The 23,393-nt window shown below is 58.0% G+C and carries 25 protein-coding genes; 11 read left to right on the plus strand and 14 right to left on the minus strand.

The annotated features are described in order from the left end of the window. Positions 1–273: 273 nt before the first annotated feature. Genes QP990_RS09470 through QP990_RS09480 form a run of 3 tightly spaced genes read right to left on the minus strand, consistent with a single transcriptional unit; the run spans position 274 to position 2,416 of the window. The gene (locus QP990_RS09470; RefSeq protein ID WP_023020122.1) at positions 274–1,245 is read right to left on the minus strand and encodes a hypothetical protein; all 972 of its coding nucleotides are present in this window, start codon (positions 1,243–1,245) and stop codon (positions 274–276) included. After that, positions 1,242–2,045 (minus strand): AAA family ATPase, encoded by an 804-nt coding sequence (locus QP990_RS09475; protein ID WP_023020123.1) that lies wholly within the window; start codon positions 2,043–2,045, stop codon positions 1,242–1,244. Before QP990_RS09475 ends, QP990_RS09470 begins: the two co-directional genes overlap by 4 nt. Continuing rightward, the gene (locus tag QP990_RS09480) at positions 2,042–2,416 is read right to left on the minus strand and encodes a GntR family transcriptional regulator (RefSeq protein WP_023020124.1); all 375 of its coding nucleotides are present in this window, start codon (positions 2,414–2,416) and stop codon (positions 2,042–2,044) included. The genes QP990_RS09475 and QP990_RS09480 overlap by 4 nt, the downstream gene beginning before the upstream one ends. A gap of 203 nt (positions 2,417–2,619) precedes the next feature. Between QP990_RS09480 and QP990_RS09485 the strand changes: the two genes are divergently transcribed. Then, positions 2,620–3,717: an NYN domain-containing protein gene (locus QP990_RS09485; RefSeq protein ID WP_023020125.1), complete on the plus strand. Its 1,098-nt coding sequence runs from the start codon at positions 2,620–2,622 to the stop codon at positions 3,715–3,717. On the opposite strand, the gene QP990_RS09490 is transcribed toward QP990_RS09485, so the two are convergent. Both QP990_RS09490 and trxA read right to left on the minus strand, forming a co-directional pair. Continuing rightward, the gene (locus QP990_RS09490) at positions 3,714–4,451 is read right to left on the minus strand and encodes a PspA/IM30 family protein (RefSeq protein ID WP_023020126.1); all 738 of its coding nucleotides are present in this window, start codon (positions 4,449–4,451) and stop codon (positions 3,714–3,716) included. The genes QP990_RS09485 and QP990_RS09490 overlap by 4 nt on opposite strands. Positions 4,452–4,545: 94 nt before the next feature. Continuing rightward, positions 4,546–4,968, minus strand: coding sequence for a thioredoxin (gene trxA / locus QP990_RS09495; RefSeq protein ID WP_374048517.1), 423 nt, complete (start codon positions 4,966–4,968; stop codon positions 4,546–4,548). Positions 4,969–5,032: 64 nt separating this feature from the next. Between trxA and QP990_RS09500 the strand changes: the two genes are divergently transcribed. Genes QP990_RS09500 through QP990_RS09515 form a run of 4 tightly spaced genes read left to right on the plus strand, consistent with a single transcriptional unit; the run spans position 5,033 to position 9,199 of the window. Then, on the plus strand, positions 5,033–5,233 hold the full coding sequence (locus QP990_RS09500) for a heavy-metal-associated domain-containing protein (RefSeq protein ID WP_023020127.1): 201 nt from the start codon (positions 5,033–5,035) through the stop codon (positions 5,231–5,233). An 8-nt stretch (positions 5,234–5,241) separates the two neighbouring features. Beyond that, positions 5,242–7,395: a cation-translocating P-type ATPase gene (locus QP990_RS09505; RefSeq protein ID WP_023020128.1), complete on the plus strand. Its 2,154-nt coding sequence runs from the start codon at positions 5,242–5,244 to the stop codon at positions 7,393–7,395. Positions 7,396–7,404: 9 nt separating this feature from the next. After that, positions 7,405–8,706: an MFS transporter gene (locus tag QP990_RS09510; RefSeq protein ID WP_284799081.1), complete on the plus strand. Its 1,302-nt coding sequence runs from the start codon at positions 7,405–7,407 to the stop codon at positions 8,704–8,706. A gap of 28 nt (positions 8,707–8,734) precedes the next feature. Then, positions 8,735–9,199, plus strand: a complete 465-nt coding sequence (locus tag QP990_RS09515) for a VanZ family protein (protein WP_023020130.1) — start codon at positions 8,735–8,737, stop codon at positions 9,197–9,199. Position 9,200: 1 nt separating this feature from the next. On the opposite strand, the gene dnaB is transcribed toward QP990_RS09515, so the two are convergent. The 8 genes from dnaB to QP990_RS09555 all read right to left on the minus strand — a co-directional run bounded on the left by dnaB (position 9,201) and on the right by QP990_RS09555 (position 16,892). After that, positions 9,201–10,631, minus strand: a complete 1,431-nt coding sequence (gene dnaB, locus QP990_RS09520) for a replicative DNA helicase (RefSeq protein WP_023020131.1) — start codon at positions 10,629–10,631, stop codon at positions 9,201–9,203. 463 nt (positions 10,632–11,094) lie between these two features. Continuing rightward, on the minus strand, positions 11,095–11,547 hold the full coding sequence (gene rplI, locus QP990_RS09525) for a 50S ribosomal protein L9 (protein ID WP_023020132.1): 453 nt from the start codon (positions 11,545–11,547) through the stop codon (positions 11,095–11,097). 48 nt (positions 11,548–11,595) lie between these two features. Further along, positions 11,596–12,144, minus strand: coding sequence for a single-stranded DNA-binding protein (locus QP990_RS09530; RefSeq protein ID WP_023020133.1), 549 nt, complete (start codon positions 12,142–12,144; stop codon positions 11,596–11,598). A 49-nt stretch (positions 12,145–12,193) separates the two neighbouring features. Continuing rightward, positions 12,194–12,484, minus strand: a complete 291-nt coding sequence (gene rpsF, locus QP990_RS09535) for a 30S ribosomal protein S6 (protein ID WP_023020134.1) — start codon at positions 12,482–12,484, stop codon at positions 12,194–12,196. 122 nt (positions 12,485–12,606) lie between these two features. Beyond that, the gene (locus QP990_RS09540) at positions 12,607–12,795 is read right to left on the minus strand and encodes a hypothetical protein (RefSeq protein WP_023020135.1); all 189 of its coding nucleotides are present in this window, start codon (positions 12,793–12,795) and stop codon (positions 12,607–12,609) included. Then, complete coding sequence (locus QP990_RS09545; RefSeq protein WP_034655600.1) at positions 12,792–14,189, minus strand: glycosyltransferase family 87 protein; 1,398 nt, start codon at positions 14,187–14,189, stop codon at positions 12,792–12,794. Before QP990_RS09545 ends, QP990_RS09540 begins: the two co-directional genes overlap by 4 nt. Before the next feature lie 6 nt (positions 14,190–14,195). Next, positions 14,196–16,439, minus strand: coding sequence for a transglycosylase domain-containing protein (locus QP990_RS09550; protein WP_023020137.1), 2,244 nt, complete (start codon positions 16,437–16,439; stop codon positions 14,196–14,198). A 75-nt stretch (positions 16,440–16,514) separates the two neighbouring features. Further along, complete coding sequence (locus QP990_RS09555; RefSeq protein ID WP_034655603.1) at positions 16,515–16,892, minus strand: DUF5318 family protein; 378 nt, start codon at positions 16,890–16,892, stop codon at positions 16,515–16,517. 118 nt (positions 16,893–17,010) lie between these two features. On the opposite strand from QP990_RS09555, the gene QP990_RS09560 reads away from it, so the two are divergent. The 6 genes from QP990_RS09560 to QP990_RS09585 all read left to right on the plus strand — a co-directional run bounded on the left by QP990_RS09560 (position 17,011) and on the right by QP990_RS09585 (position 22,829). Then, positions 17,011–18,099 carry an inositol-3-phosphate synthase gene (locus QP990_RS09560; RefSeq protein ID WP_023020139.1) on the plus strand — a complete coding sequence of 363 codons (1,089 nt, stop codon included), beginning with the start codon at positions 17,011–17,013 and terminating at the stop codon, positions 18,097–18,099. A 54-nt stretch (positions 18,100–18,153) separates the two neighbouring features. Continuing rightward, entirely contained in the window at positions 18,154–18,654 is a 501-nt protein-coding gene (locus tag QP990_RS09565) for a MarR family winged helix-turn-helix transcriptional regulator (protein ID WP_023020140.1), read from the plus strand. 89 nt (positions 18,655–18,743) lie between these two features. Further along, positions 18,744–19,715: a universal stress protein gene (locus tag QP990_RS09570; protein ID WP_023020141.1), complete on the plus strand. Its 972-nt coding sequence runs from the start codon at positions 18,744–18,746 to the stop codon at positions 19,713–19,715. Between the two features lie 9 nt (positions 19,716–19,724). Further along, on the plus strand, positions 19,725–20,207 hold the full coding sequence (locus QP990_RS09575; protein WP_023020142.1) for a hypothetical protein: 483 nt from the start codon (positions 19,725–19,727) through the stop codon (positions 20,205–20,207). A gap of 19 nt (positions 20,208–20,226) precedes the next feature. Then, positions 20,227–22,086, plus strand: coding sequence for a chorismate-binding protein (locus tag QP990_RS09580; RefSeq protein WP_023020143.1), 1,860 nt, complete (start codon positions 20,227–20,229; stop codon positions 22,084–22,086). Continuing rightward, positions 22,077–22,829, plus strand: coding sequence for an aminotransferase class IV (locus QP990_RS09585; protein ID WP_023020144.1), 753 nt, complete (start codon positions 22,077–22,079; stop codon positions 22,827–22,829). Before QP990_RS09580 ends, QP990_RS09585 begins: the two co-directional genes overlap by 10 nt. Positions 22,830–23,020: 191 nt before the next feature. Here the strand turns inward: QP990_RS09585 and QP990_RS09590 are convergent, their stop codons facing one another. Next, positions 23,021–23,383 (minus strand): hypothetical protein, encoded by a 363-nt coding sequence (locus QP990_RS09590; RefSeq protein WP_023020145.1) that lies wholly within the window; start codon positions 23,381–23,383, stop codon positions 23,021–23,023. Between the last annotated feature and the right edge of the window lie 10 nt (positions 23,384–23,393).

Here is a 23,393-nt window from a genome sequence, read left to right on the forward strand (position 1 = left end):
CCAATCAACACACAACCATGCACACAAAAAATAAAAAGTACATTGGCACACTATTGAGTTCTCAAACATCACCACCACACAACAACGACACACTTGCGTGTGTAGCTCGTCGTGAGCGAAAAATTTATTTTGTCAGGGCCTGTTTTCCTATCGCCGCTTCAGCCAGGAACTTTCTTGTTCCTGTGGGGCGCTGTCGGTCGCGCTGACTCGTATTAAGTTACACAGCGACTCAAACAAACACAAATCCCCAGGACAATTACTATTTTGGGAGCTTTAAGATACGCCCATCCAACGACTCATTCCGCCGCCGTGAACATTCGCTCGGCGAATGTAGCTGGGGAGGGTCAATGCCCATACTGCATAGAAGGCCACCGCCAAGAAGAACTTGGCAATTGCGGGGATGGGGGTCTGGACGTAAATGACGACTATTCCGGCTATGAGGACCGCATAGAGGATGAATAGGTACCAGTTCTTCTTTCCCAGAAATTCCAGCGTGACCAAAACCGGGGCACAGGTCGCACTAAGCAATGCGATGGCCGTAACGAGTTCACTGTCATTCGTCAGTGCTGCGCTGATACTGATGGCTGCGAGGACAGGTATCAGGCCGAGCACTGCAGTATGCAGGGCCCAATCTCTACGACTTCCTCCCATAACCGTGTATTCGCGGAGGGATTTTCTTAAGCTGCCCAAGACCGCCCCGAGCAGCACAACAGTCAGTACCCAGATGAAGATGCCGAGGAATTCGAGCACTGAAGCCGCGTCCTCATACTGGTAGAGAACTAAGCCAATCATCTGCGCCAAACACGCCCCACACCAAGCTTTGGCCTGCGGGCGATAGATCGTTTGCCCGGCCAAGGTGCGGGGGAACCAACCAAATCCGCTCGAAGGTTGCACGCCAACAGTGGTGTACCCGGAGCGTTTCGGAGTGGCGCTGCGATACATGGCCCATAGCGTCGCGACTGCATAAACAGGCAATGCCCACCACAGCTGCACAGTGAGAGCGCCCACGGCTGCCGCTAGTGCGAGTAGCGCGACGAGAATGCGACGATGTTCGTTCCAGATTTTCGATCCCAAGCCCACTAGTTGATATTTCTGAAAGTCAGGCTGCAGGGAGAGCACGAGCCCCAAGGAAGCGATTACGGGGAGCACGCTCCATGTTCCCTCTGCCATGACTGGCATGACCAATAATGCGAACAGGAAAAAGGTCCAGAGCCACCAATCGCCTAGGTACCACAGTAGTTTCATGCTCTCTCCTCTAATGCCAGCACCGCACGCTCTAAAGAGACCTCATTGACACGCAGGCCGTTGGCCTGGGCAATGCGAAAAATGGGATCGGTCGAAGCGGAGCGGGCGTCGATAAGCACGCGATCCCCTAAGGACGTGGTTGTCCTAGTCAGCTCAGGAAGGCCCAGCTCCTCGGCCGCTGCGGTGAGAGACTCGGATGGACCAGTGAGCTCCAGAATCCCCTCGATGAAGTCATCGATTGGACCGGAAATTGGATTATCTCCCATGAGAGAAACGGTATCGAGAAGGCCCGCCACCTCATTGAGGTGATGGGTAGAAATGACCATGGTGCGGCCGTGTTCCTCTCGCAGCACCTGATAAAAGAGCTCCCGGCGCTGTGCATCGAGGCCGAGATAGGGTTCGTCGAGAAGCATGACTTCGCAGCCAGATGCAACGGCGAAGATGAAGCCCACCGCAGACTTTTGCCCGCGGGAAAGGGAAGAATAAGCCTTGGCCGGAACATCAAAGCGAACCAGCAGCTCATTAAACCGCTCATCGTCCCATCGCGGCCACCGTGCCTTTCCTATGACGCCCAGCTTTCCGATGCCCCAGGAATCCGGTAGCGGGTTATCAATCCCCATCAAAATGACTCGGTTGAGAACCGATTGATTATCAAAAGGGTTCTCCCCGAAGACCGTTATCCCGCCTGATTGGATTTGGCCGGCGATCTTGCGCAGGAGCGTGGTTTTGCCTATGCCGTTGGGGCCAACTAGGCCGTGCGTCAGGCCATCGGCAAAGGTGAAATCTCGTGTCTTAATCATGAGTACATTCCTCGGCTTTCTGCAACGCGATCAAATAGGTCATGGAGTTGGGCGCGGTGGTACCCCAGCCGCACAGCTTCATCCACAAGCGGGGCCATGTATTCCGCCGCAAAATCGGCCCTGCGGCGCTCGCGGATTTTCGCCAGGGCACCGTCTGCGACAAACATGCCGATGCCGCGACGCTTATCCAGCACACCAATATCCACTAGGAGGCTTATCCCCTTGCGAGCGGTGGCCGGGTTGATGTTGTGGAAGTCAGCAAGCTCATTAGTGGACGGAGCCCGGTCCCCCTCGCCCAGGGTTCCGTCCACAATGGCGTCTTCCACCAAGGAAGCAATCTGGCGGAAGAGTGGTTGGGTGGAATTATCCATTAACCCTCGGTTCGTTGGTTAGCTACTTGTGTAACCAACCATATCGGCAACAGTCCACCGCTGCAATACTTCCGAAGAGAAAACTTTTTTGCCCCTACTGCGCTGGGATTTTGTCCAATGTTATCGACGTTTTGTGACTAATGGGGCACACTGGAAACCACAAAGAATTTTATTTAGAACAATTAGAACGGAACTTAGGAGCCATGCTTGAACGCACACTTGTCTTTGTCGATACCTCATACTTGCTCGCAAGCTTTTATAACTCATGGGACACCGGAGCTCGCGCGCAACTAGAAATCGATCTACCCGAGGTGGTCAGCACGATGGGCGGGATGATCGAGAACCAACTGGGAACCCCGATCCAACGCCAATACTGGTATGACGGCATTCCCGATACCGGCCCGCACCGCTACCAACGGGCGTTGCGCACCTGCGAAGGCGTACAACTACGCACTGGCCAGCTCATCGAGTGGGGTGAGCGCCGCACCCAAAAGGCCGTGGATACCCGGTTGGTGGCGGATATGGTCATCGCCGCCATGAAGGGTCAATTCACTGATTTTGTTCTCGTCAGCGGCGATGCAGACATGATTCCCGGTGCCCAGGCAGCCGTGGACAATGGCATCCGCGTGCATCTTTATGGATTTGGCTGGGACTCCATGTCCTCCGCCCTGCGCCATGCGTGCGATTCCACCACCATTTTGGACCCGCGCGAGGACTTCGCCGATGCTATGGAATTGCAGGTATTGGAAGGCCCGCTTCCGCCAGTGGTGCGCGAAAACGCGCACAAGGACAGCGAGGAAATGCCGGAGCCGGACGAATGCGGCGAGCCTTCGGAGGTGGAAGCAGCCTTCGGTGCTACCGAAAAGCCCACCCCGGCCCCAACGCCCAAGCCGGCTCCGCCCAAGGTGGATGCTGCAGAGGATTCCCCCGCCGAGGAGGACTCTCCCGCGGAGAAACCAGCACCAAAGCCATCCATGATGGCTCCTCGCCGCAAACTGCGCTCTAAATATGTTCCGCTGCCAGAAGAAGTGTGGAGCTCGGCTGGATTCCAGTCCCCCTTTGACGTGGGCCAGCAATACGCCTCGTGGTGGTTCGATAACGCTGCTAGCACCGAGCAGCGCGACCAGGCACACCTGCTTTCGGGCGGCGGGCTTCCCCCGGAGATCGACCGCCCATTACTGCAATTTGCCTGCGAAACCCTGCACGAATACACCCTGACCGAAACTCAGCGCGTGAACCTGCGCGATGGTTTCCACTCGGGGATTCGTGGGGTTTTAATTAACGTTCGCCGGCAGAATTAATCGCCGGACTCGAGCTCTTTCTTCTTCTTAATATCCGCCCGGATGGCATCAAGGCGCGCAGTCGCCTTCATGTCATTGCCGGCCGCTTTAATCTCACTAATGCGATCACCGCCGGTAGCATGCTGCAATTCTTGCGCGCCCAGGGCATCGGCGTAGCGCTTTTCAATCTTGGCGCGCACAGAATCAAGAGTAGGCACGGAATCATCCGGGTTTAGCTGATTCATGGATTCAATGGCCTGAGCGTTCTTTTCTTGCATCGCTGCTTGATCCGCTTGGGCCTCCAGCTGGCTAACCTGGGCTAGCTGCTCCTTCAAGCGCGCCTCAGACTGCTGCTGCTGGCTCTTGGCCTGCGCGGCAGCTTGCTCTGCGGCAGCGTACTGCTGCTTGACGTCTTCCAGTTCCTGCTCCACTGCAACCAGCTGAGAAGCAACAACTTCCGCAGCCTGGTTATATTCGGCAGCCTTTTGCGGATCCTCCGCCGCATCTGCCAGTTCCAATGCACGCTGGGTTTGAGATTGGTAGTCCTGCTGGGACTTCACCAGGCGGTCCATCTGCATTTCCAGCTGAGACTTATGGCCGATGATTTCTGCGGCGTACTCAGAAATCTGCTGGTGCTGCTCCTTGGATGCCTGAACAGCCTGCTGGATCTGCACCTTCGGATCAGCGTTCTCATCAATCTTCTGATCGAAGGAACTCATCATGTACTTCCAACCTTTGCTGAAAGGGTTAGCCATTATCTTCTCCTATCTTCTCCTTTGGAAATAAAAAAGACGCTTTCTAGCGAGTTTAGCGATACTCACCAGAAAGCGCCGAGGAAGCTAGTAGGTATTAGCCCTGCGCATTTTGCTCTTCTACCTGGCGGCGGACCTCTGCCATGTCGAGTTCCTTAACCTGCTTGAGTAGGTCTTCCAATGCTGCAGGGGGCAGCGCGCCAGCCTCACGGAATACCAAGATGCCATCGCGGAAAATCATCAGCGTTGGAATGGACTGAATCTCCAGTGCGGATGCGAGGCCTTGGTTAGCCTCGGTATCCAGCTTGGCAAAGGTAGCATCCGTGTGCTCTTCGGAGGCCTTTTCAAAAACCGGCGCAAAGCGCTTGCACGGTCCGCACCAATCGGCCCAAGCGTCTACGAGCGTAATGCCTTCGCCGGTAACGGTTTCTTCAAAGTTTTCTTCGGTGACATCGATAGTAGCCATGCTTGATCTAACTCCTTTACGTATCGCTTTATTCCCCCAACGTACCTGAATCATCCTTGTCACATACCCCTAGGGGGTATAAAATCGGTACAGAAATCAACCCAAAGGAAGGATCATTATGAGCACCAAGAACTACACCGTAGAGGGCATGACCTGCGGACATTGCGAAATGTCAGTAAAGGAAGAAGTCGGCGAAATCTCCGGCGTTAGCGAAGTCACTGCAGACCACACCACCGGCGCGGTTACGGTTAGTGGCACCGATTTCACCGATGAACAGGTAGCGGCCGCTGTAACTGAGGCCGGCTACACGTTGAAGTAGGCACCGCCATGTCCCACTTGGACCTTGGCGTCACGGGCATGACGTGCACTTCCTGCTCCTCCCGCGTCGAGCGCAAACTCAACAAGCTTGACGGGGTAAGCGCCAGCGTCAACTTTGCCACCGAGGCAGCGGCCATCGAGTATGACTCCCAGACGGTTAGTCCGCAGGAGCTCATTTCGGTGGTAGAGGGCGCAGGTTACGGCGCTTTCGACATGGCCGAGACGAAGGCGGAGGATCCCCAGCCTAAGAAGGATGATGGCGACGCGTTGCTGCGCCGCACCATTGTCGCCGGAGCTTTATCGCTGCCGCTCATGATGGTATCGATGTCGCCGGCCCTGCAATTTCCCAATTGGCAGTGGGCCTGCGCCATCATCGCTACCATCGTCTACATCTTTGGTGGCGCACCTTTCCACACCGCCACGTGGACGAACCTTAAGCACGGTTCTTTCACCATGGACACGCTCATCACCATGGGAACTTCGGCGGCCTACTTCTGGTCGCTGTGGGCACTGTTTGTCGGCAACGCGGGCGAACCGGGCATGAAGATGCACATGTCGCTGGATGCAAACGCGGCACAAATGGACCACATCTATTTTGAATCCGTAGGCATGGTCATTACGTTCCTGCTGCTCGGCCGCTGGTTCGAGGCGCGGGCCAAAGGCCAGTCTTCGGAGGCGCTGCGGGAGCTGCTCTCCTTAGGAGCTAAGGAAGCCTCGGTACTTACCGCACAGGGCGAGCGGCGCATCCCTATTGCACAGCTGCAGGTAGGCGATGTCTTCGTAGTCCGCCCAGGCGAAAAGATCGCCACCGATGGCATCGTGAAGGCGGGCAACTCGGCCGTCGATACGTCCATGATTACCGGCGAGCCAGTACCCGTTGAGGTGAGTACCGGCGATGCGGTCACTGGTGCAACCATCAACGCTTCGGGCCGCATTGAGGTGCGAGCCACCAAGGTGGGCGAGGATACGGTACTGGCCCAGATGGCCCAGCTCGTCACAGATGCCCAAACCTCCAAGGCACCAGTGCAGCGCCTCGTGGACCGCATCGCGCAGGTCTTCGTCCCTGTGGTGATTGCGGTAGCTGCGCTTACGCTGATTGTTCACCTCTTCTTCGGCGGGATAGCCCCGGCCTTTATCGCCGCCGTATCCGTTCTCATTGTGGCCTGCCCATGCGCCATGGGCTTGGCGACGCCCACCGCTATCCTCGTCGGCACCGGCCGCGGGGCACAGCTCGGGCTTGTCATTAAGGGCCCGGAAATCTTGGAGTCTACGCGCCAAATCGACACCATTGTGATGGATAAAACCGGCACGGTCACGGCTGGAGAGATGTCCGTTACCGCCGTCCACGGTGACGTGCTCGAGCTGGCCGCGGCCGTCGAGCACAATTCCGAACACCCCATCGCCCGTGCCATTGCCCAGGAATGCAGCGTGGAACCGGCTACCGAATTCGCAGTAGTTCCAGGCGGCGTGGAAGGAACTGTAGAGGGGGTCCGAGTGGGCGTCGGCAAGCCGCAAGGCCCCTTGGGGGACTTAGAAGCACCATTCCGCGAGGCACAAGACTCTGGTGCCACGCCGGTGGTTGTCTCCGTGGACGGCCAACCTGCCGGAATCATTGAGGTCCGCGATACCATCAAGCCCAGCTCTGCCGCCGCAGTGGCACAGATGAAGGAACTTGGGCTTACCCCTTACCTGCTAACCGGTGATAACGCTGGAGCCGCCCACGCCGTGGCCGCCGAGGTAGGAATCGAGCACGTCAGAGCCGAAGTCCTCCCAGAAGACAAGGTAGATAGCATCAAGGAACTGCAACGCTCCGGGCATACCGTGGCGATGGTCGGCGACGGCATTAACGACGCCGCCGCCCTTGCCCAGGCGGACCTTGGGCTCGCCATGGGCGCGGGTACCGACGTGGCAATTGAAGCCTCTGATATCACCCTGATGAACGGCGATCTACGCTGCGCTGCTGATGCCATTCGGCTCTCGCGCCGCACGCTAGCAATTATCAAGGGCAACCTTTTCTGGGCCTTTGCCTATAACGTCATACTCATTCCTGTTGCCGCGCTTGGCCTGCTCAACCCATTATTTTCCGGCCTCGCGATGGCACTGAGCTCGGTTTTTGTGGTTACCAACTCACTACGCCTGAAAGGTTTTTCTGTTCAGCGATAGTATTATCGCATGCTCAGCCGCACCGAACGTCTCGATCGCCTTCCCGTCACCTCTAAGCACAAGCGCCTACTCTTAGGTTCCGGCCTTGGATGGGCGCTTGATGCTATGGATGTCGGGTTAATCTCCTTCATCATGGCCGCCCTTGCCGTTCACTGGGATCTAGGTGCCAGCCAGACCTCCTGGTTGGCCTCGGCAGGCTTCCTTGGCATGGCGCTCGGTGCAACCTTTGGCGGATTGCTGGCAGATAAATTCGGCCGCCGCAATGTCTTTTCTCTCACCTTGCTTGTCTACGGCTTGGCAACAGGGGCATCCGCGCTAGCTGGGGGACTTACGGTTCTCATCTTCTTCCGATTCATCGTTGGGTTGGGCCTCGGAGCCGAGCTACCAGTTGCCTCCACGCTCATATCCGAATTCGCGCCTCGGCGGGTCCGCGGAAGGATGGTAGTCATTCTCGAGGCATTCTGGGCCTTGGGATGGATCCTTGCGGCCATCATCGGCACTTTCGTGATGAGCACATCTGAATCCGGTTGGCGCTGGGCCCTGGCCCTTGGCATGCTGCCAGCCGCGTATTCAATCTATGTGCGCCGCGGTCTACCAGAATCTGTGCGTTTCCTTGAATCCAAAGGCCGCCATGATGAGGCCGAAGCTATCGTTGCCAGTTTCGAAGCCGCGGCGGAAAATCGCCCGCTGGACGATGCCCTCCCAGAGCCCACACCTTCCCCCGCAGCGTCTATCTGGAGTCCGCAGCTACGAAGGAGGACCGCGGCGTTGTGGACCATTTGGTTCTGTGTAAACCTCTCCTACTATGGCGCCTTCATCTGGATTCCCTCTCTGCTAGTAGCCGACGGTTTCTCCCTAGTGAAGTCTTTTAGTTTTACCCTCATTATCACCCTTGCCCAGCTGCCTGGCTACGCGGTGGCAGCTTGGCTCATCGAGCTCTGGGGCAGGCGGGTAACCCTCGCGGTATTCCTGCTCGGCTCGGCAGCAGCAGCCGGCCTATATGGAGCAGCAGCTACGGAAGCATTGATCATCCTGGCTGGTTGTCTGCTCTCCTTCTTCAACCTCGGCGCCTGGGGAGCCCTCTATGCCATCGGTCCGGAGCTGTATCCCACTTCATTGCGAGGGCGTGGTACGGGAGCGGCAGCAGGCTTCGGTAGGCTAGCATCTATTGCGGCCCCACTAATCGTCCCGCCACTGCTTGCTGCGGGTGGGACGGCCTGGTTATTTATTGTATTCGCCGCAGCATTTGGCATTGCGGCTGCCGCCGCCTTCAGTCTGCCCGAGCAGAAAGGAATAGCGCTTGCTCAGTAGGCTCTCCCTCGCCGCGTGGACGGCCGTTATGGTCGCATTGACCACGCTCAAGCCTTTCTACCAAATCGGCTATTTGTGGAAACCGGAAAATCAGCGTGCGCGAGAACTGCGCTGGGTGCCGCTGGATGAATTCTGCGGCGGCAGCTGGTTTGGTCCGCTATTTGAGTACGCGGGAAACACGGCCTTCTTTATCCCGTTTGGAATGCTGGTGTTTAGTCTGTGCCGTTCCATTAAAACCACTGTGGCGTGGGGATTTGGCCTGAGCCTAGTGCTGGAGGTGTGCCAATATGCGTTTGCCCTTGGGCGAACGGATATTGATGACCTCATATTTAACACCGTGGGCGCACTCATCGGTGCGGCGTTCGCCCGCCTATGTGGCGAACGCTTCTTCCCCGTCTGGCGCTGGTTAGCGCTTGCCGCAGCTGCGGTTTTCCTGGTGTTGGTTATCCTCGGCCCACGATTGGGCGATCCCAATGCGGTGGTCGACCTGTAATTTATCCGTGGGCCATATTGACGAACTTGGAGTAGTGCAGCTGGTGTGCCACCTGCACGGTATCGATTGGACCGCCACGGTGCTTGGCTAGGATAATATCCGCCTCGCCGGCGCGCTCATTATCGCGATCCTGGGAGTCAGGACGGTACAGCAGCATGACCATATCGGCGTCCTGCTCCAAGGAGCCGGACTCACGGAGGTCAGCAAGCTGCGGCTTTTTATCAGTACGCGCCTCGGGTCCACGGTTCAGCTGCGAAATTGCGATGAGAGGAACCTCTAGCTCCTTGGCCAAAAGCTTGAGCTGGCGGGAGAATTCGGAAACCTCTTGCTGGCGGGACTCAACCTTTTTACCCGAAGACATCAGCTGCAGGTAGTCCAAGACGATCAAATCCAGCCCGTGCTGCTGCTTTAGGCGGCGAGCCTTGGAACGAATCTCCATCATCGTCAGGTTTGGAGAGTCATCAATAAACAGCGGGGCGTCTTGCACTCGGTTGAGGGTCTCATCAATTTTCGCCCAGTCCTCGGTGGAGACACGGCCGCCGCGCATATCGGCCAGCTTGACTTCTGATTCCGCCGAGAGCAGGCGCATGACAATCTCCGAGGCTGACATCTCGAGGGAGAAGATTACCGAGGACTTACCATGCTGCAAGGAGCAGGACCGCATGAAATCCATGGCTAGGGTCGATTTACCCACACCGGGACGAGCAGCGACGATGACCATCTGGCCCGCGTGGAGACCGTTAGTCAGCTTATCTAGATCGATAAAACCAGTTGGCACGCCTAGTTCCACACCGCCGGCTTGCTGCAGTGCTGCCAGCTCATCAATGGTGGGGTCAATGAGGTCACCCAAGACTCGGTAATCTTCCGCAGTTTTGCGCTGGGCGACGGCGAAGACTTCCTGCTGGGCGCGGTCCAGGACGGACTCGATCTCTGCATCCTCGGTGCCGGAAAATCCTAGCTGTACTACGCGGGTGCCGGCATCAACCAGCTTGCGCAACACGGCCTTCTCCGCCACGATCTCTGCGTAATAGCGGGCATTTGCCGCCGTCGGCACCGTGGCCAGCAGCGTGTGCAGATAGGGGGCGCCACCAACGCGTTCGAGGTTATTAAAGCGATCCAGCTGAGAGGCCAAAATGACAGCATCGACGTCTTTACCCTCAGAATAAAGGTCCAGCATGGCGCGGTAGATCAGGGTATGGGCCGGATAGTAAAAGTCCTCCGGTTCCAGTTCCTCAATGACTTCCATCACCGTATGGGGACTCAGCAGCATTGCGCCTAGGACGCCCTGCTCCGCCTCCCGGTCTGCGGGGGGCTGGCGGAATTCTCCATAGCGCTTTGGCTCTTCCTGCTGAAAGCGACGGCGTGGGGCCGGTTCCTCCTCGGGCGGCGGCTCCGGCGGCAGGTGTTCATCGTCAAAGCTGGCGTTGGTCATGTCTTCCCCCTTGTAGCTATTCGAGCGAGCGTAACGGAATTTCAGTTTAGTCTAGCGCCGGGACACTACCCCCTGGGTATAAAGCCGGAAGTTATCCACAGGATGGTGTGGAAATTGCTGGTCGCGGCATACTCGGGCCGCAATTGCCCTGCATATGCTTGTGGATAACTCAAAACCTCCATGACCTGCACACATCATATCCCCTGCTCACGACGGGTTTTCGCAGATGTGAAAAGTGGCACATTAACAGTGGATAAGGGCCCTGACCTGCGGGTTAATAAAGCAACCGAGGTGTAAACGCAAAGTTAATGAGCTGGAGAGTTATCCACAGATTTCCACAGTTATCCACAAGCCGGTGAAAACGCGCTAAAGGCCCCAAGAGCCTGCCACCTCACATAGCAGGAACTTGAGGCCTAAAGCGTTGCTGTTGTCTTTGGGTCTATATGGACCGTCGTGCGCCTAGTTAGGCAGCAACGACCGAGAAGTTCACCTTGCCGATAACATCAGCGTGCAGCTTCAGCTCGACCTGGTAGTTGCCGGTCTTCTTGACCAGGCCCTTTGGAAGCACAACAATGCGCTTATCCAGCTTTGGGCCACCGGCCTTGGAGACGGCGTTGACAATGTCTTCTGCTTTAACGGAACCGAAGAGCTTACCGGATTCGGAGGTCTTAACCTCTACCTTGACATCCGTCAGCTGCTCGAGCTGGTTGCGGACCTCACGTGCGTGATCCAGGTCGCGAATCTCGCGAGCTTCCTGGGCGCGCTTGATGCCCTCAATCTGCTTCTCTGCGCCGCGGGTAGCCACGATAGCCAGGCCGCGAGGAAGCAGGTAGTTACGTCCGTAGCCGTCCTTAACCTCAACAATTTCGCCAGCGGCGCCGAGGTTCTCAACGGCAGCGGTGAGGATCAGCTTCATGATCCCTGCCTTTCAATTGAGTTAGTTGAATAGTTGCGGGTGACAGACTTAGAACGGAGGTTCAGAATCAGCGCCTCCGAAACCACCAGCTGGTGGCGCGGAGTTCCACGGATCCTCAGAAGGAGCCTGGTTCTGCTGCTGCGGCTGCTGTTGCTGGCCGCCTCCAAAACCGCCCTGATTATTGTTATTCGAGCGCTGCTGGCCGCCGCTAAAGTTATTGCCGCCCTCACGTGGATTGCGGTTTACCTGTGCGGTGGCGTAGCGCAGAGACGGGCCGACTTCGTCGACGTCAATCTCGAATACGGTGCGGTTTTCACCCTCGCGGGTCTGAAAGGAACGCTGCTTCAAGCGTCCGGTAACGATGACGCGCATGCCCTTAGACAGGGTTTCGGCGACGTTTTCTGCCGCCTGACGCCATACGTTGCAGGTCAGGAACATAGCTTCGCCGTCTTCCCACTGGTTCGTCTGCGAGTTATAGCGACGAGGGGTGGAGGCGACGCGGAAGTTAGCTACTGCCGCACCCGCCGGGGTGAAGCGCAGCTCGGGGTCAGCAACGATGTTGCCTACCACCGTGATATTGGTATCTCCCTGTGCCATGTCTTTACTCCTTATCGGTTACGTGGATTGTGCTTGATCCCAGTATCCGTTACTTGCTGTCGGTGCGCAGAACCTTGGTACGCAGGATGGTGTCGTTCAGGTTCAGACGGCGGTCGAGCTCGGCAACCGAAGTGTGCTCGCACTCCAGGTTGACGACGGCATAAATGCCCTCTTCCTTCTTGTTGATGGGGTATGCAAGACGACGCTTGCCCCATACATCAAGGTTCTCAACCTTGCCGCCATCCTGGCGGACGATTTCGAGGAACTTATCCAGGGACGGGGTTACGGTGCGCTCATCCTGATTAGGATCCAGAATGATCATGACTTCGTAGTGACGCACGGACCTCATCACCTCCTATGGTCTAGTAGTTTTCGGCTGCATCACCTTTGCGGATGCAGCAGGAGGGTACGTTGCGTCAAGCAACCCCACTACAGTACCGCAAGTGACCGGCGAAAAGAAATCTAACCGGTGGTAGTTGCGGCGAAAAACACAGCGGCTGTCGCCGGAATGATGGTGAGGAAAAGGATAGCCAAGATCCCTAAAACGATGGGCCCGCGCCGATCCTCGCGGTTATGAAACAGCCAAAAGGCACCCATCACGCAGAGAAAGCCTAAGAAGATGGAGGCCATCCCGATATAGGTAACAATCATGCGAATGCTCCTGCCAAAGGATCACTGCTACCATGCGCATCGCGCACCTTATCCGTGACCTTCCCACACATCTGGCGAATGATAAATACAGCCATGGCGATAATGAGGGCATCGCGGGAAATAACGGCGACGTCGAGAAGCTCGTGCGGAATGCCCTTATTGTCCGTGCCCAGCATGTGCCACATCAATAGCGGCCATACCAGGGCGTCGACAAGCGCCCAGCTAAAGACCAGACGCCAGCGCGGCAACGCCAGAGCTGCGGGGACCACCAGCCACAGCGAATACTGCGGCGACCACACCTTGTTGACCAATAAAAAGGCAGCCACGATGAGGTAGACCAGCTCTGCCATGCGCGGGGTTCGCGCGCTGCGCAGACCCAGCACCGCAATTGCTGCGCAAAGAGCCAAAAAAGCCACCAAGCTGAAGGTATTGAGAAACTCTGGGCTAAAACTCATGCCGGTATTGCGGCTGAGCACTGAGTAGATGGTGGTCCACTCCGCACCGCGCTCTTGGTTGAGGCGGAAAAATTCTCGCCACGCATCCGGGTATTTCATTGCCACCGGCGCGTTGACCGCAATCCAAGCTACGGACGCGCCAAGTAAGGCTAGGAAAAATTGCGACCAACGGCGGTTGCGCACCGCCAAGACCAAGAATGCCCCCAAGATGAAGACCGGCCATAGCTTGAAAGAGGCGCCAAGGCCGATAAGGACACCTGCTACCACCGGCCGCTTGCGCGCGGCGGCCAGAAGCGCGCCTACGGCAAAGGCGATGGAGGGGATATCCCAGTTGCTAAAGGCGTGAATGATGATAAGGGGGCTGGCCGCTACGAGGATGGTGTCCCACGTGCGATTGCCTACCAACAGGTAGACCATATAAAGCACGCCGACCCAGATACAGGACATGACCAGGGCGGTGAGGCCGAAGTACCAACCGGCCTCCGGGATTCCGGCCCACTCCACAAGGGAATAGGTATTGCGGGCGATCCACCCCATCATTCCTTGGAATAAGCCCGCGAGGACCGGGTATTCCATATAGCGGGTCAGGTCGCCCTCCTGCCAAGAATAGGCATAGGGGAAGCCGCCTTCATCGAGGCCACGGCCGCCGTAGAGCGGGATGATGTCGTTATAGCAGAAAGAGGTGTACTGGCGGTTTGCTGCCCAATTCAAGCTAATAACCCCGTCATCACCGCGGGTACCGCCGGCACAATTGGCTTTGGAGAGGAATCCGCAAGCCAGAAATACCCAACCGACGGCGATGATGGCGCGCAGCGGGGTCCACCATTGAGTGGGGCGAACGCCGGCAAAACGGCCCATTGGCCCGCCGAGGAATTCAATTACTCCGCGGGCCAACGGCTCTGAGGAGACGGGAATGCGCTGGTGCGAATTCACTGTCACTGCCGCCTACCCTAGAAGGTCTGCCAGGTCGCTATTCGGACCAATGAGGTCATCTAAGGACGGAGCCTCTTGCTGGGCCGGTGCTTGGTTGTTGTTGCCATTGTTGCCATTGTTGCCACGGTTGCCACGCTGTGGACTTGGCGCTGGCTTCGGGCTCTCCGGCTTCTCTTGTGGCTGGACCGGCTTGGTCTCTTCTTCCGGCGCAGCCTGCTGCTCTGGAGCCTCGTAGTTTTGCGTATCGCCAGCGCCGCTATCCCAGCTCGGGTCATAGGCCGGGGCGGCCGTTCCGGCGCCCATATTGCCGAATCCCAGTGGATAGGCGGCCGGGAAGTTTTGGAATTCGGAGTTGGCCAGGGAGTTATCCAGCACGGCCTTCCAAATCTTGGTCGGCGCGCCCGCGCCGTACATGATGCCACCGTACTGATCGAAAATGGCGGAGGTGTTATCTGCGGTACCTACCCACACGGCAGTGGCCAGCTGCGGGGTGGCACCAACCATCCAGGCATCCTTGTTATTTCCGGTATCGCCCATCTGGGTCGTACCGGTCTTAGAGGCAGAAGCGCGGCCGCCCGCAAGGGCGCCATTGGACCACGCGGCTACCGGCTCCATGGCCTCGAGGACGTTATTGGCCACATTGGACGATACGCGGCGCTCGCCTTCATCTTCAGGGTGCTCGTACAGCACTTCGCCGGCGGCGTTTTCTACGCGCTGCACAAAGTGGGGATTATGCCACACACCCTGGTTAGCCAGGGTGGACATCGCGGTAGCCATATCGAGCGGGCGGGACTGGTACTGACCCAGGACGATGCCCTCGAATGGCTGCTTGCCCTTTTCCGTCAGCGTCTTCTCAATGCCCGGCAGGGACTTAGCCACACCCAGGGCATGCGCCATATCCGCGGTGTCCTGCGTACCGTTCTTCAGGTCCGCCTGCAGGCGCAGGAAGGAGGTATTCAGGGACTGCTTGGTAGCCTCGCGCAGGTTGCATACGCCGCAGCCACCGCCCACGTTGGTAACCACATCGGATCCCGGCAGCTGATAAGGAGCAGAAGAGTAATTAGTATCCAGGCTAATTCCCTGCTGCAGGGCAGCTGCTAGGGCCATGATCTTGAAAGTCGAACCGGTCTGCAGCGGGGAGTTGGCGTAATCCCAACCATTGGAATCGTGGCCACCGAAGTACCCGCGGACCGCACCGGTCTTTGGGTCGATGGTGACGGAAGCCGCACGTGCATCTTCCTGCAGGGGAGCCATCTGCTCATCGACTGCCTGGATGGTGTTGTTCTGCACGTTCATATCAATGGTGGTGGTAATGCGCAGACCACCGGTGGACACCTCGTTTTCGGTGATGCCTACCTCTTCCAGCTCACGGATGACCTGATCTTTGATGTGACCGTTGGCGCCCGGGGCCTCAGTATAAGCCGAGTACTCGGTTGGGTCGCGGGTCTCCGGGAAAGTCATCCCATCGCGCTGTTCTTGGGTGAGGTCACCCATGCCCACGAGGCCATCTAGGACGTAGTTCCAGCGGTCCTCGGAGCCCTCTTGGTTCACGCGGGGGTCGAGTCCGGACGGGGACTGGATGAGGCCGGCGAGCATGGCGCCTTCCTCCGGGGTGAGGTCCTTGGCGTCCTTATTAAAGTAGGCGTTGGATGCGGCCTGAATGCCGTAGGCATTGCGTCCGAAGTACACGGTGTTGAGGTAGGCGTTGAGAATATCCTTCTTTTCCCACTCATTGGTCATTTTCACCGAGTAGATAAGCTCGCGAATCTTGCGCACATAGGAGTACTCATTACCCACCAGCGTGTTCTTCACATACTGCTGGGTAATGGTGGAACCGCCACCAGCATCAGCGTTGCCGGTTACCTTACCCACCACGGCGCGGCCGAGGCCGGTGAAGGAGAAGCCGGAGTTATCCCAGAAATCGCGGTCCTCCGCGGCAAGCACGGAGTCCTGCACATAGTCCGGGATCTCATCCAGGTTTACGTGGGTACGGTTGCCTTCCGGCGGCACCAAACGGGCGAGCTGGGTCTGGTTATCGCCCGCGTAAATGGTGGAGACTTGGTTATTGGCCAGGTCCTTGGGCTCCGGAACGGTGTATTGCGAGTACGCATAGGCAAAAAGTCCTGCGGGCAATGCCACAAAGACCAGTAGGAACGCCAAAACGACCCACGGCCAGATGCGGCGTTTCTTCTTCGCCTGCTTTTTGCTGGGGCGAGCCACCTTAGTGGACTTGCCGGTAGATTCCTTCTCGGTCACTGATTCGTGTCCTCATTCATCCCTGATCACAAACTAAATAATTGCAGCTTACTGCCTAAGGCGGTGCGCCGGAAACTAACACGCGTTAAAAGCAGTAGCAGAACGCAACAAGTGGTTCCACCGGCACTGGCGACATACCTCCACCTCGTGCACCGTAAACTCCAAGCCCTCGGCTACAAATTCCGCTATTTCTTTATCACTACGGGCGCTCCCAGCACGCCGGCCGAGGTTCTCTCCATAGACCCAGCGGGTAAGCCGCAAAGGCTCGCCGCACACTGGGCATTCTTTATCCATGGTGCGCCCGTGGTGCTCAGCTGCGGCGCGCAGCAGAAAATCGGCATCGCATACCTCTTCCCGTGTGAGCTGCCCAGCGCGAAATTCGCGCAGATGGTGGGCGCGTTCCCACTCGTGGGAGAGCACATGCTTATAGGCAACGGAATTCACCCGGATCATCCTAATTACCTCTTCTTGATCGATCCACATGGTGTTATGCCACCGCAGGGCATAATTTTCGGCTTAGTCTTGCGTAGTCACTGACAACCACAATTCATGGATATAAAAGGAGTAAACCTTGTCCGAGAAGGTAAAGGTCGCCATCGTGGGCGTCGGCAATTGCGCCACGTCCCTCATTGAAGGCGTGGAGTTTTATCGCAACGCCGCTGCCGATGCAGATATTCCCGGTTTGATGCACACCCAGTTTGGCCCGTATCACGTCGGCGACGTGGAATTTGTTGCCGCTTTCGACGTGGATGCGGACAAAGTGGGCAAGGACCTTGCGGAGGCCACGCGCAGCTCCCGCAATTGCACCATTTCTATTACCGACGTCCCGAACCTGGGCGTTACCGTGCAGCGCGGGCCTACCCTGGATGGCTTGGGCCGTTACTACCAAGAGTCCATTGCGGAATCAGAAGCCCCGCTTGCCGACGTCCCCGCTGTCCTTCGCGAATCCGGCGCCGACGTCGTAGTTTCCTACCTGCCGGTGGGCTCCGAAGATGCGGATAAGTTCTACGCGCAAGCGGCCATCGATGCCGGTTGCGCCTTCGTCAATGCCCTGCCGGTCTTTATTGCCTCTGATCCAGAATGGGCGAAGAAGTTTGAAGACGCCGGGCTGCCCATTGTGGGCGATGATATTAAATCCCAGGTAGGTGCCACCATTACGCACCGCGTCATGGCAAAACTCTTCGAGGACCGCGGCGTGCGCTTGGAGCGCACCATGCAGCTCAATGTGGGCGGCAATATGGACTTTAAGAATATGCTCGAACGCGAGCGCCTCGAATCAAAGAAGATTTCCAAAACGCAGGCCGTCACCTCTAACCTGCACAACTCGCCTATCGCCGGCAAGCGCGAGGACCGCAATGTTCACATCGGCCCTTCGGATTATGTGGAATGGCTCGATGACCGCAAATGGGCCTATGTCCGTTTGGAAGGATCTGCCTTCGGCGAAGTCCCGCTGAACTTGGAGTACAAGCTGGAGGTCTGGGACTCACCTAACTCTGCCGGCATCATCATTGATGCTGTGCGCGCCGCCAAGATTGCCCTCGACCGCGGGGTTGCCGGCCCAGTACTGCCTGCCTCGTCCTACCTGATGAAGTCCCCGCCGGTGCAAAAGGCCGATGACGTGGCACGCGCCGAGCTGGAAGATTTTATTGCCGGAAGCTAACTTTTTAACTTCCAAACTACCGCGCAGAGAAAACGAGCTATACAATCGTTTTCTATGACGCAGCAACATGAGGAGAAGGGCCCCGCTCAATCCCCGTCTACATACGAGGATGCCGTCGAGGTCGCGCGTTCCATCCAACCGGCGCTCAATAAGCTCATCCTTATTTTCCAGCGCACGGCAGAGGGCTCTTCTTTGACCACCTCCCAGGTATCCATCATGAACCAGCTGCGTATGCGGGGTCCATCACGCGTATCCACCATCGCGCAGGCAGAGCTTATCCGCATGCCCACCGCCTCTAACGCGCTCTATCAGCTAGAGCGCCACGGCTACGTAGAACGCCACCGCGATGAGGAAGACCGCCGCGGTGTCCTGGTAGCGCTGACGCAATTGGGCGAATCTGAACTCGCCATCGTTTCACAGCAGCGCGCCTCGGCCTTGGCAGAAATCATGCGGTGGCTAGAGCCTGAAGATTTGGATACCGCGAATGAAGTAGCCACTGTCATCTCCAAGCTTGCAGATGTCTATCGCCCCACAATGAACGGCGAACAGCGCTAGTTTTGCCCGCGGTGATTTCATTTTTCTCCGGCTTAACGTGATAATTGAGGGAAGCGAAATAACCGTAATCGTTCACTAGTTCATATCGTATGGCAACTGATATTTCCGATGGGCATCTCCCAGCCTTGAGCAAAGGCTCGGCCGAAAAGCCACTTCGCATCCTTATTTCTTGGAGCCCCGCTTCCTCCGGCACCGAGGCACTCGAGTGTGCCGCGTGGCTTTCCCGTACCGCTGATATCCAGGTACGCGTCATCTCTACCGTATTCCAGCCGTGGACTACTACTTCCCTCAGCAAACTAGGCGGAAAATATAAAAAATGGTTTAAAGAACAAAAGGAGGCTTGTGCCGCCGCTACCCGTGCCGCCCTCGATGAGGCCGGCGTGCCGCGTAGCTGCTGGGATGAGAAACCCTCCCTATTGGTCGACGGCCCTTCGCGCCCCCAGCTGCTGACGGAAATGGCCAAGAAGTTCGAGGCAGACCTCATCATTTTGGGGCCCAACCAGGCCGCGCCCAAGGGGCGTTTCTTCGCCGGCTCTACGGCCGATACCTTGCTGCATTATTCTCCTCAACCATTGGGCTTGGTGCCTCGCAAGGTAAAGCTATCCAAGCACGGCGTCACCCGCTTTAACTTTGCCATTACTGAACGCAGCCCGCGCGAAGATCATGAGATGCTCGCCGCAGCCGAGCTTGCCAATCGCTGGAACCTGCCGCTGCGCCTGCTGGCTTTCTCGGCAAAGGGCTTGCTCAGTACCCCGTCGAAGGATAAGCACGATATGGCGCTCGAGCTGGCGGCGGAGTGGCTCGAGGATTCCCTTGCCATGCTGGATCGCGCCCGCGATTGCATCCAGGAGAAATTCCCAGAGCTGGATGTCACCTCTGAAATTGGTTCCGGTGCCGGCTGGGGCGGCGCAGTGGATTCGCTCAAGTGGAAAAAGGGCGATCTCATGCTTATGGCCTCCACCCCGCAAGGCCCCATCGCCCGCGTTTTCTTGGGTTCTACTGCCACGGAGCTGCTGCCGCATATTCGGGTGCCCATCTTGGTCCACCCAGCCTGCGGTTAGGATTGGGGTATGAGCCAGCGACCAGAGCATCCCGAAAACGATCTGACATCCGATGCTGACTATGCCAATCTGCGCCGCCCAGAACCGCAGAGTTTCGATGAGCTGGCCGATGAGCCGGATCCTTTAGAGATTGCCGCTGCTAACCGCCGCTCTACCCGGCAAGCCGTCTGGTACATGCTCGCAGTCCTTGTCATCTCCGCGCTCTATGGCTTCGCGGTCGCGCTCGCCGCTAGGCTTTTGGGCGGTCCTTTATGCGAAGATGGCACCGCTACGTGGCTCTGCACCGATGGGCAGCGCACCTTCTTTAGCCTGACCACCCCGATCATTCCCTTCTTCGGCATGATTGGCTGCGCCATCATCATGGTGCGCAAGCTACACCGCTATCTGCGCTGGCGGAGTTGGATGGCCATTTTCTGGGTGATGGCCTGCAATTTCATGCTCTGGACCATTACCGATATCCAGCTATTTCTCATGGACTCGGCTGCCGCCTAGAAAACTTCCCCCCCTCCCGATGATCCTCCTGCTTGATAATTACGATTCTTATACCTTCAACCTGGCTCACCTCATTGCAGAGGTAGACGGCCGTCACCCACTCGTTATTGCTGCCGGCGAGGCGGAAGGTCTGGCCGAGCGCGTCCGTGCCGGCGAATTTTCTCATGTGGTGATTTCTCCTGGTCCGGGCACGCCTGAGCGGGAGGAGGACTTCGGTGCTGCCCGAGCCATCATCACCGCCGCAGCAGCGGCCGAGATTCCGGTGCTGGGCGTATGCCTCGGCCACCAAGGGCTGGGCCTGTTGGCCGGCGCTCAGGTTTCTCGTGCGCCACAACCGCGCCACGGTTTTGTCTCCACTATTAGCCACTCGGGCGAGGGCATCTTTGCCGGAATCCCGCAAAATTTCGAGGTAGTGCGCTACCACTCCTTGCAGATTGACGAGGTCCCCGGTATCACCGTTCATGCCCGTAGCGAGGATGGCGTCATTCAAGCGCTCAAGGTCGATGGTTTGCCTCACTGGGGCGTGCAATTCCACCCGGAGTCGGTGCTTACCCAGCACGGCCGGGATATTATGCGCAACTTCCTGGGTGGGTTCCGCCTGATCCACCGCGAGGTGCCCGGCGCGGTGGACTGCCCGCGGGTCTTTGCTACCCTGCGCGCCGAAGGAAAAGATGCCTTCTTCCTCGACTCCGCGGATCCGCGCGGGCGCTACTCCATCCTCGGAGATACTGCCGGCACGTTGAGTCGTTCTTTCCGCTATCGGCTTGGTGACGCCCCCGATATCCTTGCCCTCTTGGACCGCGAGCTCGCTACCCGCGTCGCCAACGCCCCAGAACTTCCTTTCACCGGCGGGCTCATCGGCTACCTAGGCTATGAGTGCGCCCAGCTCACCCTGCCCATTGAGTCAAGCCACCGCTCCCCTTACCCAGATGCTTATTTTGTGCGGCCGCAGTCTTTTATGGTCTATGACCACCGGGAAGAAACAGCGCATCTGTGCTGCCTGGCTGGCGACGGCGCCGAGCAACTGCTGGACCGATTAGAAGCCGCCTTGAGTGCGGATGAACCACAGGAGACTGGGGAGGGCAGCGGGGCGTCGCTAAGCGCAGGCGCCTGGCGCAGCCCCGGCTACCTGGAGCGGATTAAGCGCGCTCAGGAGTTCCTGCACGCCGGGGAGAGCTACGAAGTCTGCCTGACCGATACCTACTCGGCCGGGGCCGAGGGGGAGCTTTATTCCCAACTGCGCTCACACAATCCCGCTCCCTATGCCGCGCACCTCGTCTTCGATGGCGTGGAAGTCTGCAGCACCTCGCCTGAGCGCTTCCTCACCGTGCGCGGCCGTGAGGTGGAAGCCAAGCCGATTAAGGGCACTATCTCCGCCGACCAGGATCCGACGTTGCTGACCACGGACCCGAAGACGCGCGCCGAAAACCTCATGATCGTCGACCTGCTGCGCAATGACCTTTCCCGGGTATGCGAGCCCGGCAGCGTGCGCGTACCGAAGTTGATGCAGGTAGAAAGCTATGCCACGGTTCATCAATTGGTGTCCACCATTACCGGAGCGCTGCGCGCCAATGCCACTGCGGTCGATGCCCTCCGCGCCACCTTTCCTCCCGGCTCGATGACGGGCGCGCCAAAGCTGCGCACCTGCGAAATCATCGATCAGCTCGAGACCGGCCCGCGCGGGGTCTACTCCGGCGTGGTGGGCTACTTGGGCTTCGATGGGCAAGCCGATCTCAGCGTGGTCATCCGCACGGCCGTACGCGCGAGCGGTGAGGTCACTATCGGGTCCGGCGGGGCCATCGTTTTGGATTCGGATCCGGCCGCCGAGCTAGAAGAGCGCAACCTTAAGGCGCAGTCCGTATTAGGGGCATGGCAGTGAGTACCTATCTCTGGCACGAGGGCGGCTTTATTCCCAGCCAACCCCATCCCGGTCCCTTTGACGTTGCGGATTCTTGGCGGATGCTTGGCGACGCCCACTCAAGCGCCCTTCGCCTTCACCTCCGGCGCTTCGAGTCGGTGGCGGGGCCGCTTCCCGCTGGGTTCGTGCCTGCGATGCTACAGCGCTTCGCCCCCGGCGATCTTTTTCCCCGCATCTCGCTAGCTGCAGGACAACTGCGCCTCGATATTCGCCCCGCACCCCCTGCACGCCCAGTCACCCGGCTAACCTATGCGCAGGCACCCGACCCGCGCTCGCAGCCTTTTGTTAAGGGCCCCGATTTCCCGGCACTGGCACGCTACCGCGCCGAATACCAGGACGACGGTGCCGATGACACCGTCATTGTGGATTCCTCCGGTGCCATGGTGGAGACCACCACCGGCGCGCTCGTCGCCTGGGAGGAGGAGACGCTTATTCTCTCCACCGGGACGGCGCTGCCCAGCATCACGCTGCACCAGGTCACCCAGCGCGCCGCGGCCCTAGGCATACGGACCGAAACACGCCCGCTCACCCCGGAGCTCGCCACCGAATGCCCCCTGTGGTTCCTCAACTCGCTGCACGGAATCAGCCCGGTGACCGAACTATACACACCTACCGGCATCATCTATCCGCCCTGCAACCAGCACACCGCCACCTGGCAACAGTGGTGGTGGGACTCCTTCCACAAGGAAACGGCGCGCGACTAGCTCTCCTGCTTGGCTAGCTGGGCTGCCAACTGCGTTTGCACTGCATGTTGACCGTAACCAGTCATGGGTACTGACTCTCTAAGTCGACTGTCCTCTACAAACACCTAACCACCCAGTCAGTAAGCACGAGAGCGGCCCCGCCTACTATGTTCGATAGGTAGACGAGGCCGCCGGAGAAAAGACTCAAAATCCTAAGCTGTTTGCTTTGAATTAACTTTCAACTTTCGAGCTATCAAGGTACAAAGGGTCGACATCACTAGTCCCGCACCAAATACCCAAACAAGGGCCGGCGAGAAGATCGCAGTTTGCCCATCATTTTTTAAACCGATTAACAGACCGACTGCAATGGCAATGATGCCGATGATCATTCCTGTCAACTGAACTTTCGCGGACTGTTTCGAGAGAATTAACGTGGTAATTGCGGAAACCGCAGATAGAATAATGACCACAGTGCCGATCCAACCGATTCTGACTGGGGCCATAAGAACGAGAGCCACCCCTAAGACGGCCGCCACCAATTCAGGCCAAAGCGGACGGAGGTTTCCACTTGCCATAGTTACTCTC

This window comes from Corynebacterium sp. MSK071 (genome assembly GCF_030232125.1).
Taxonomy (GTDB): Bacteria; Actinomycetota; Actinomycetes; order Mycobacteriales; family Mycobacteriaceae; genus Corynebacterium; species Corynebacterium kefirresidentii.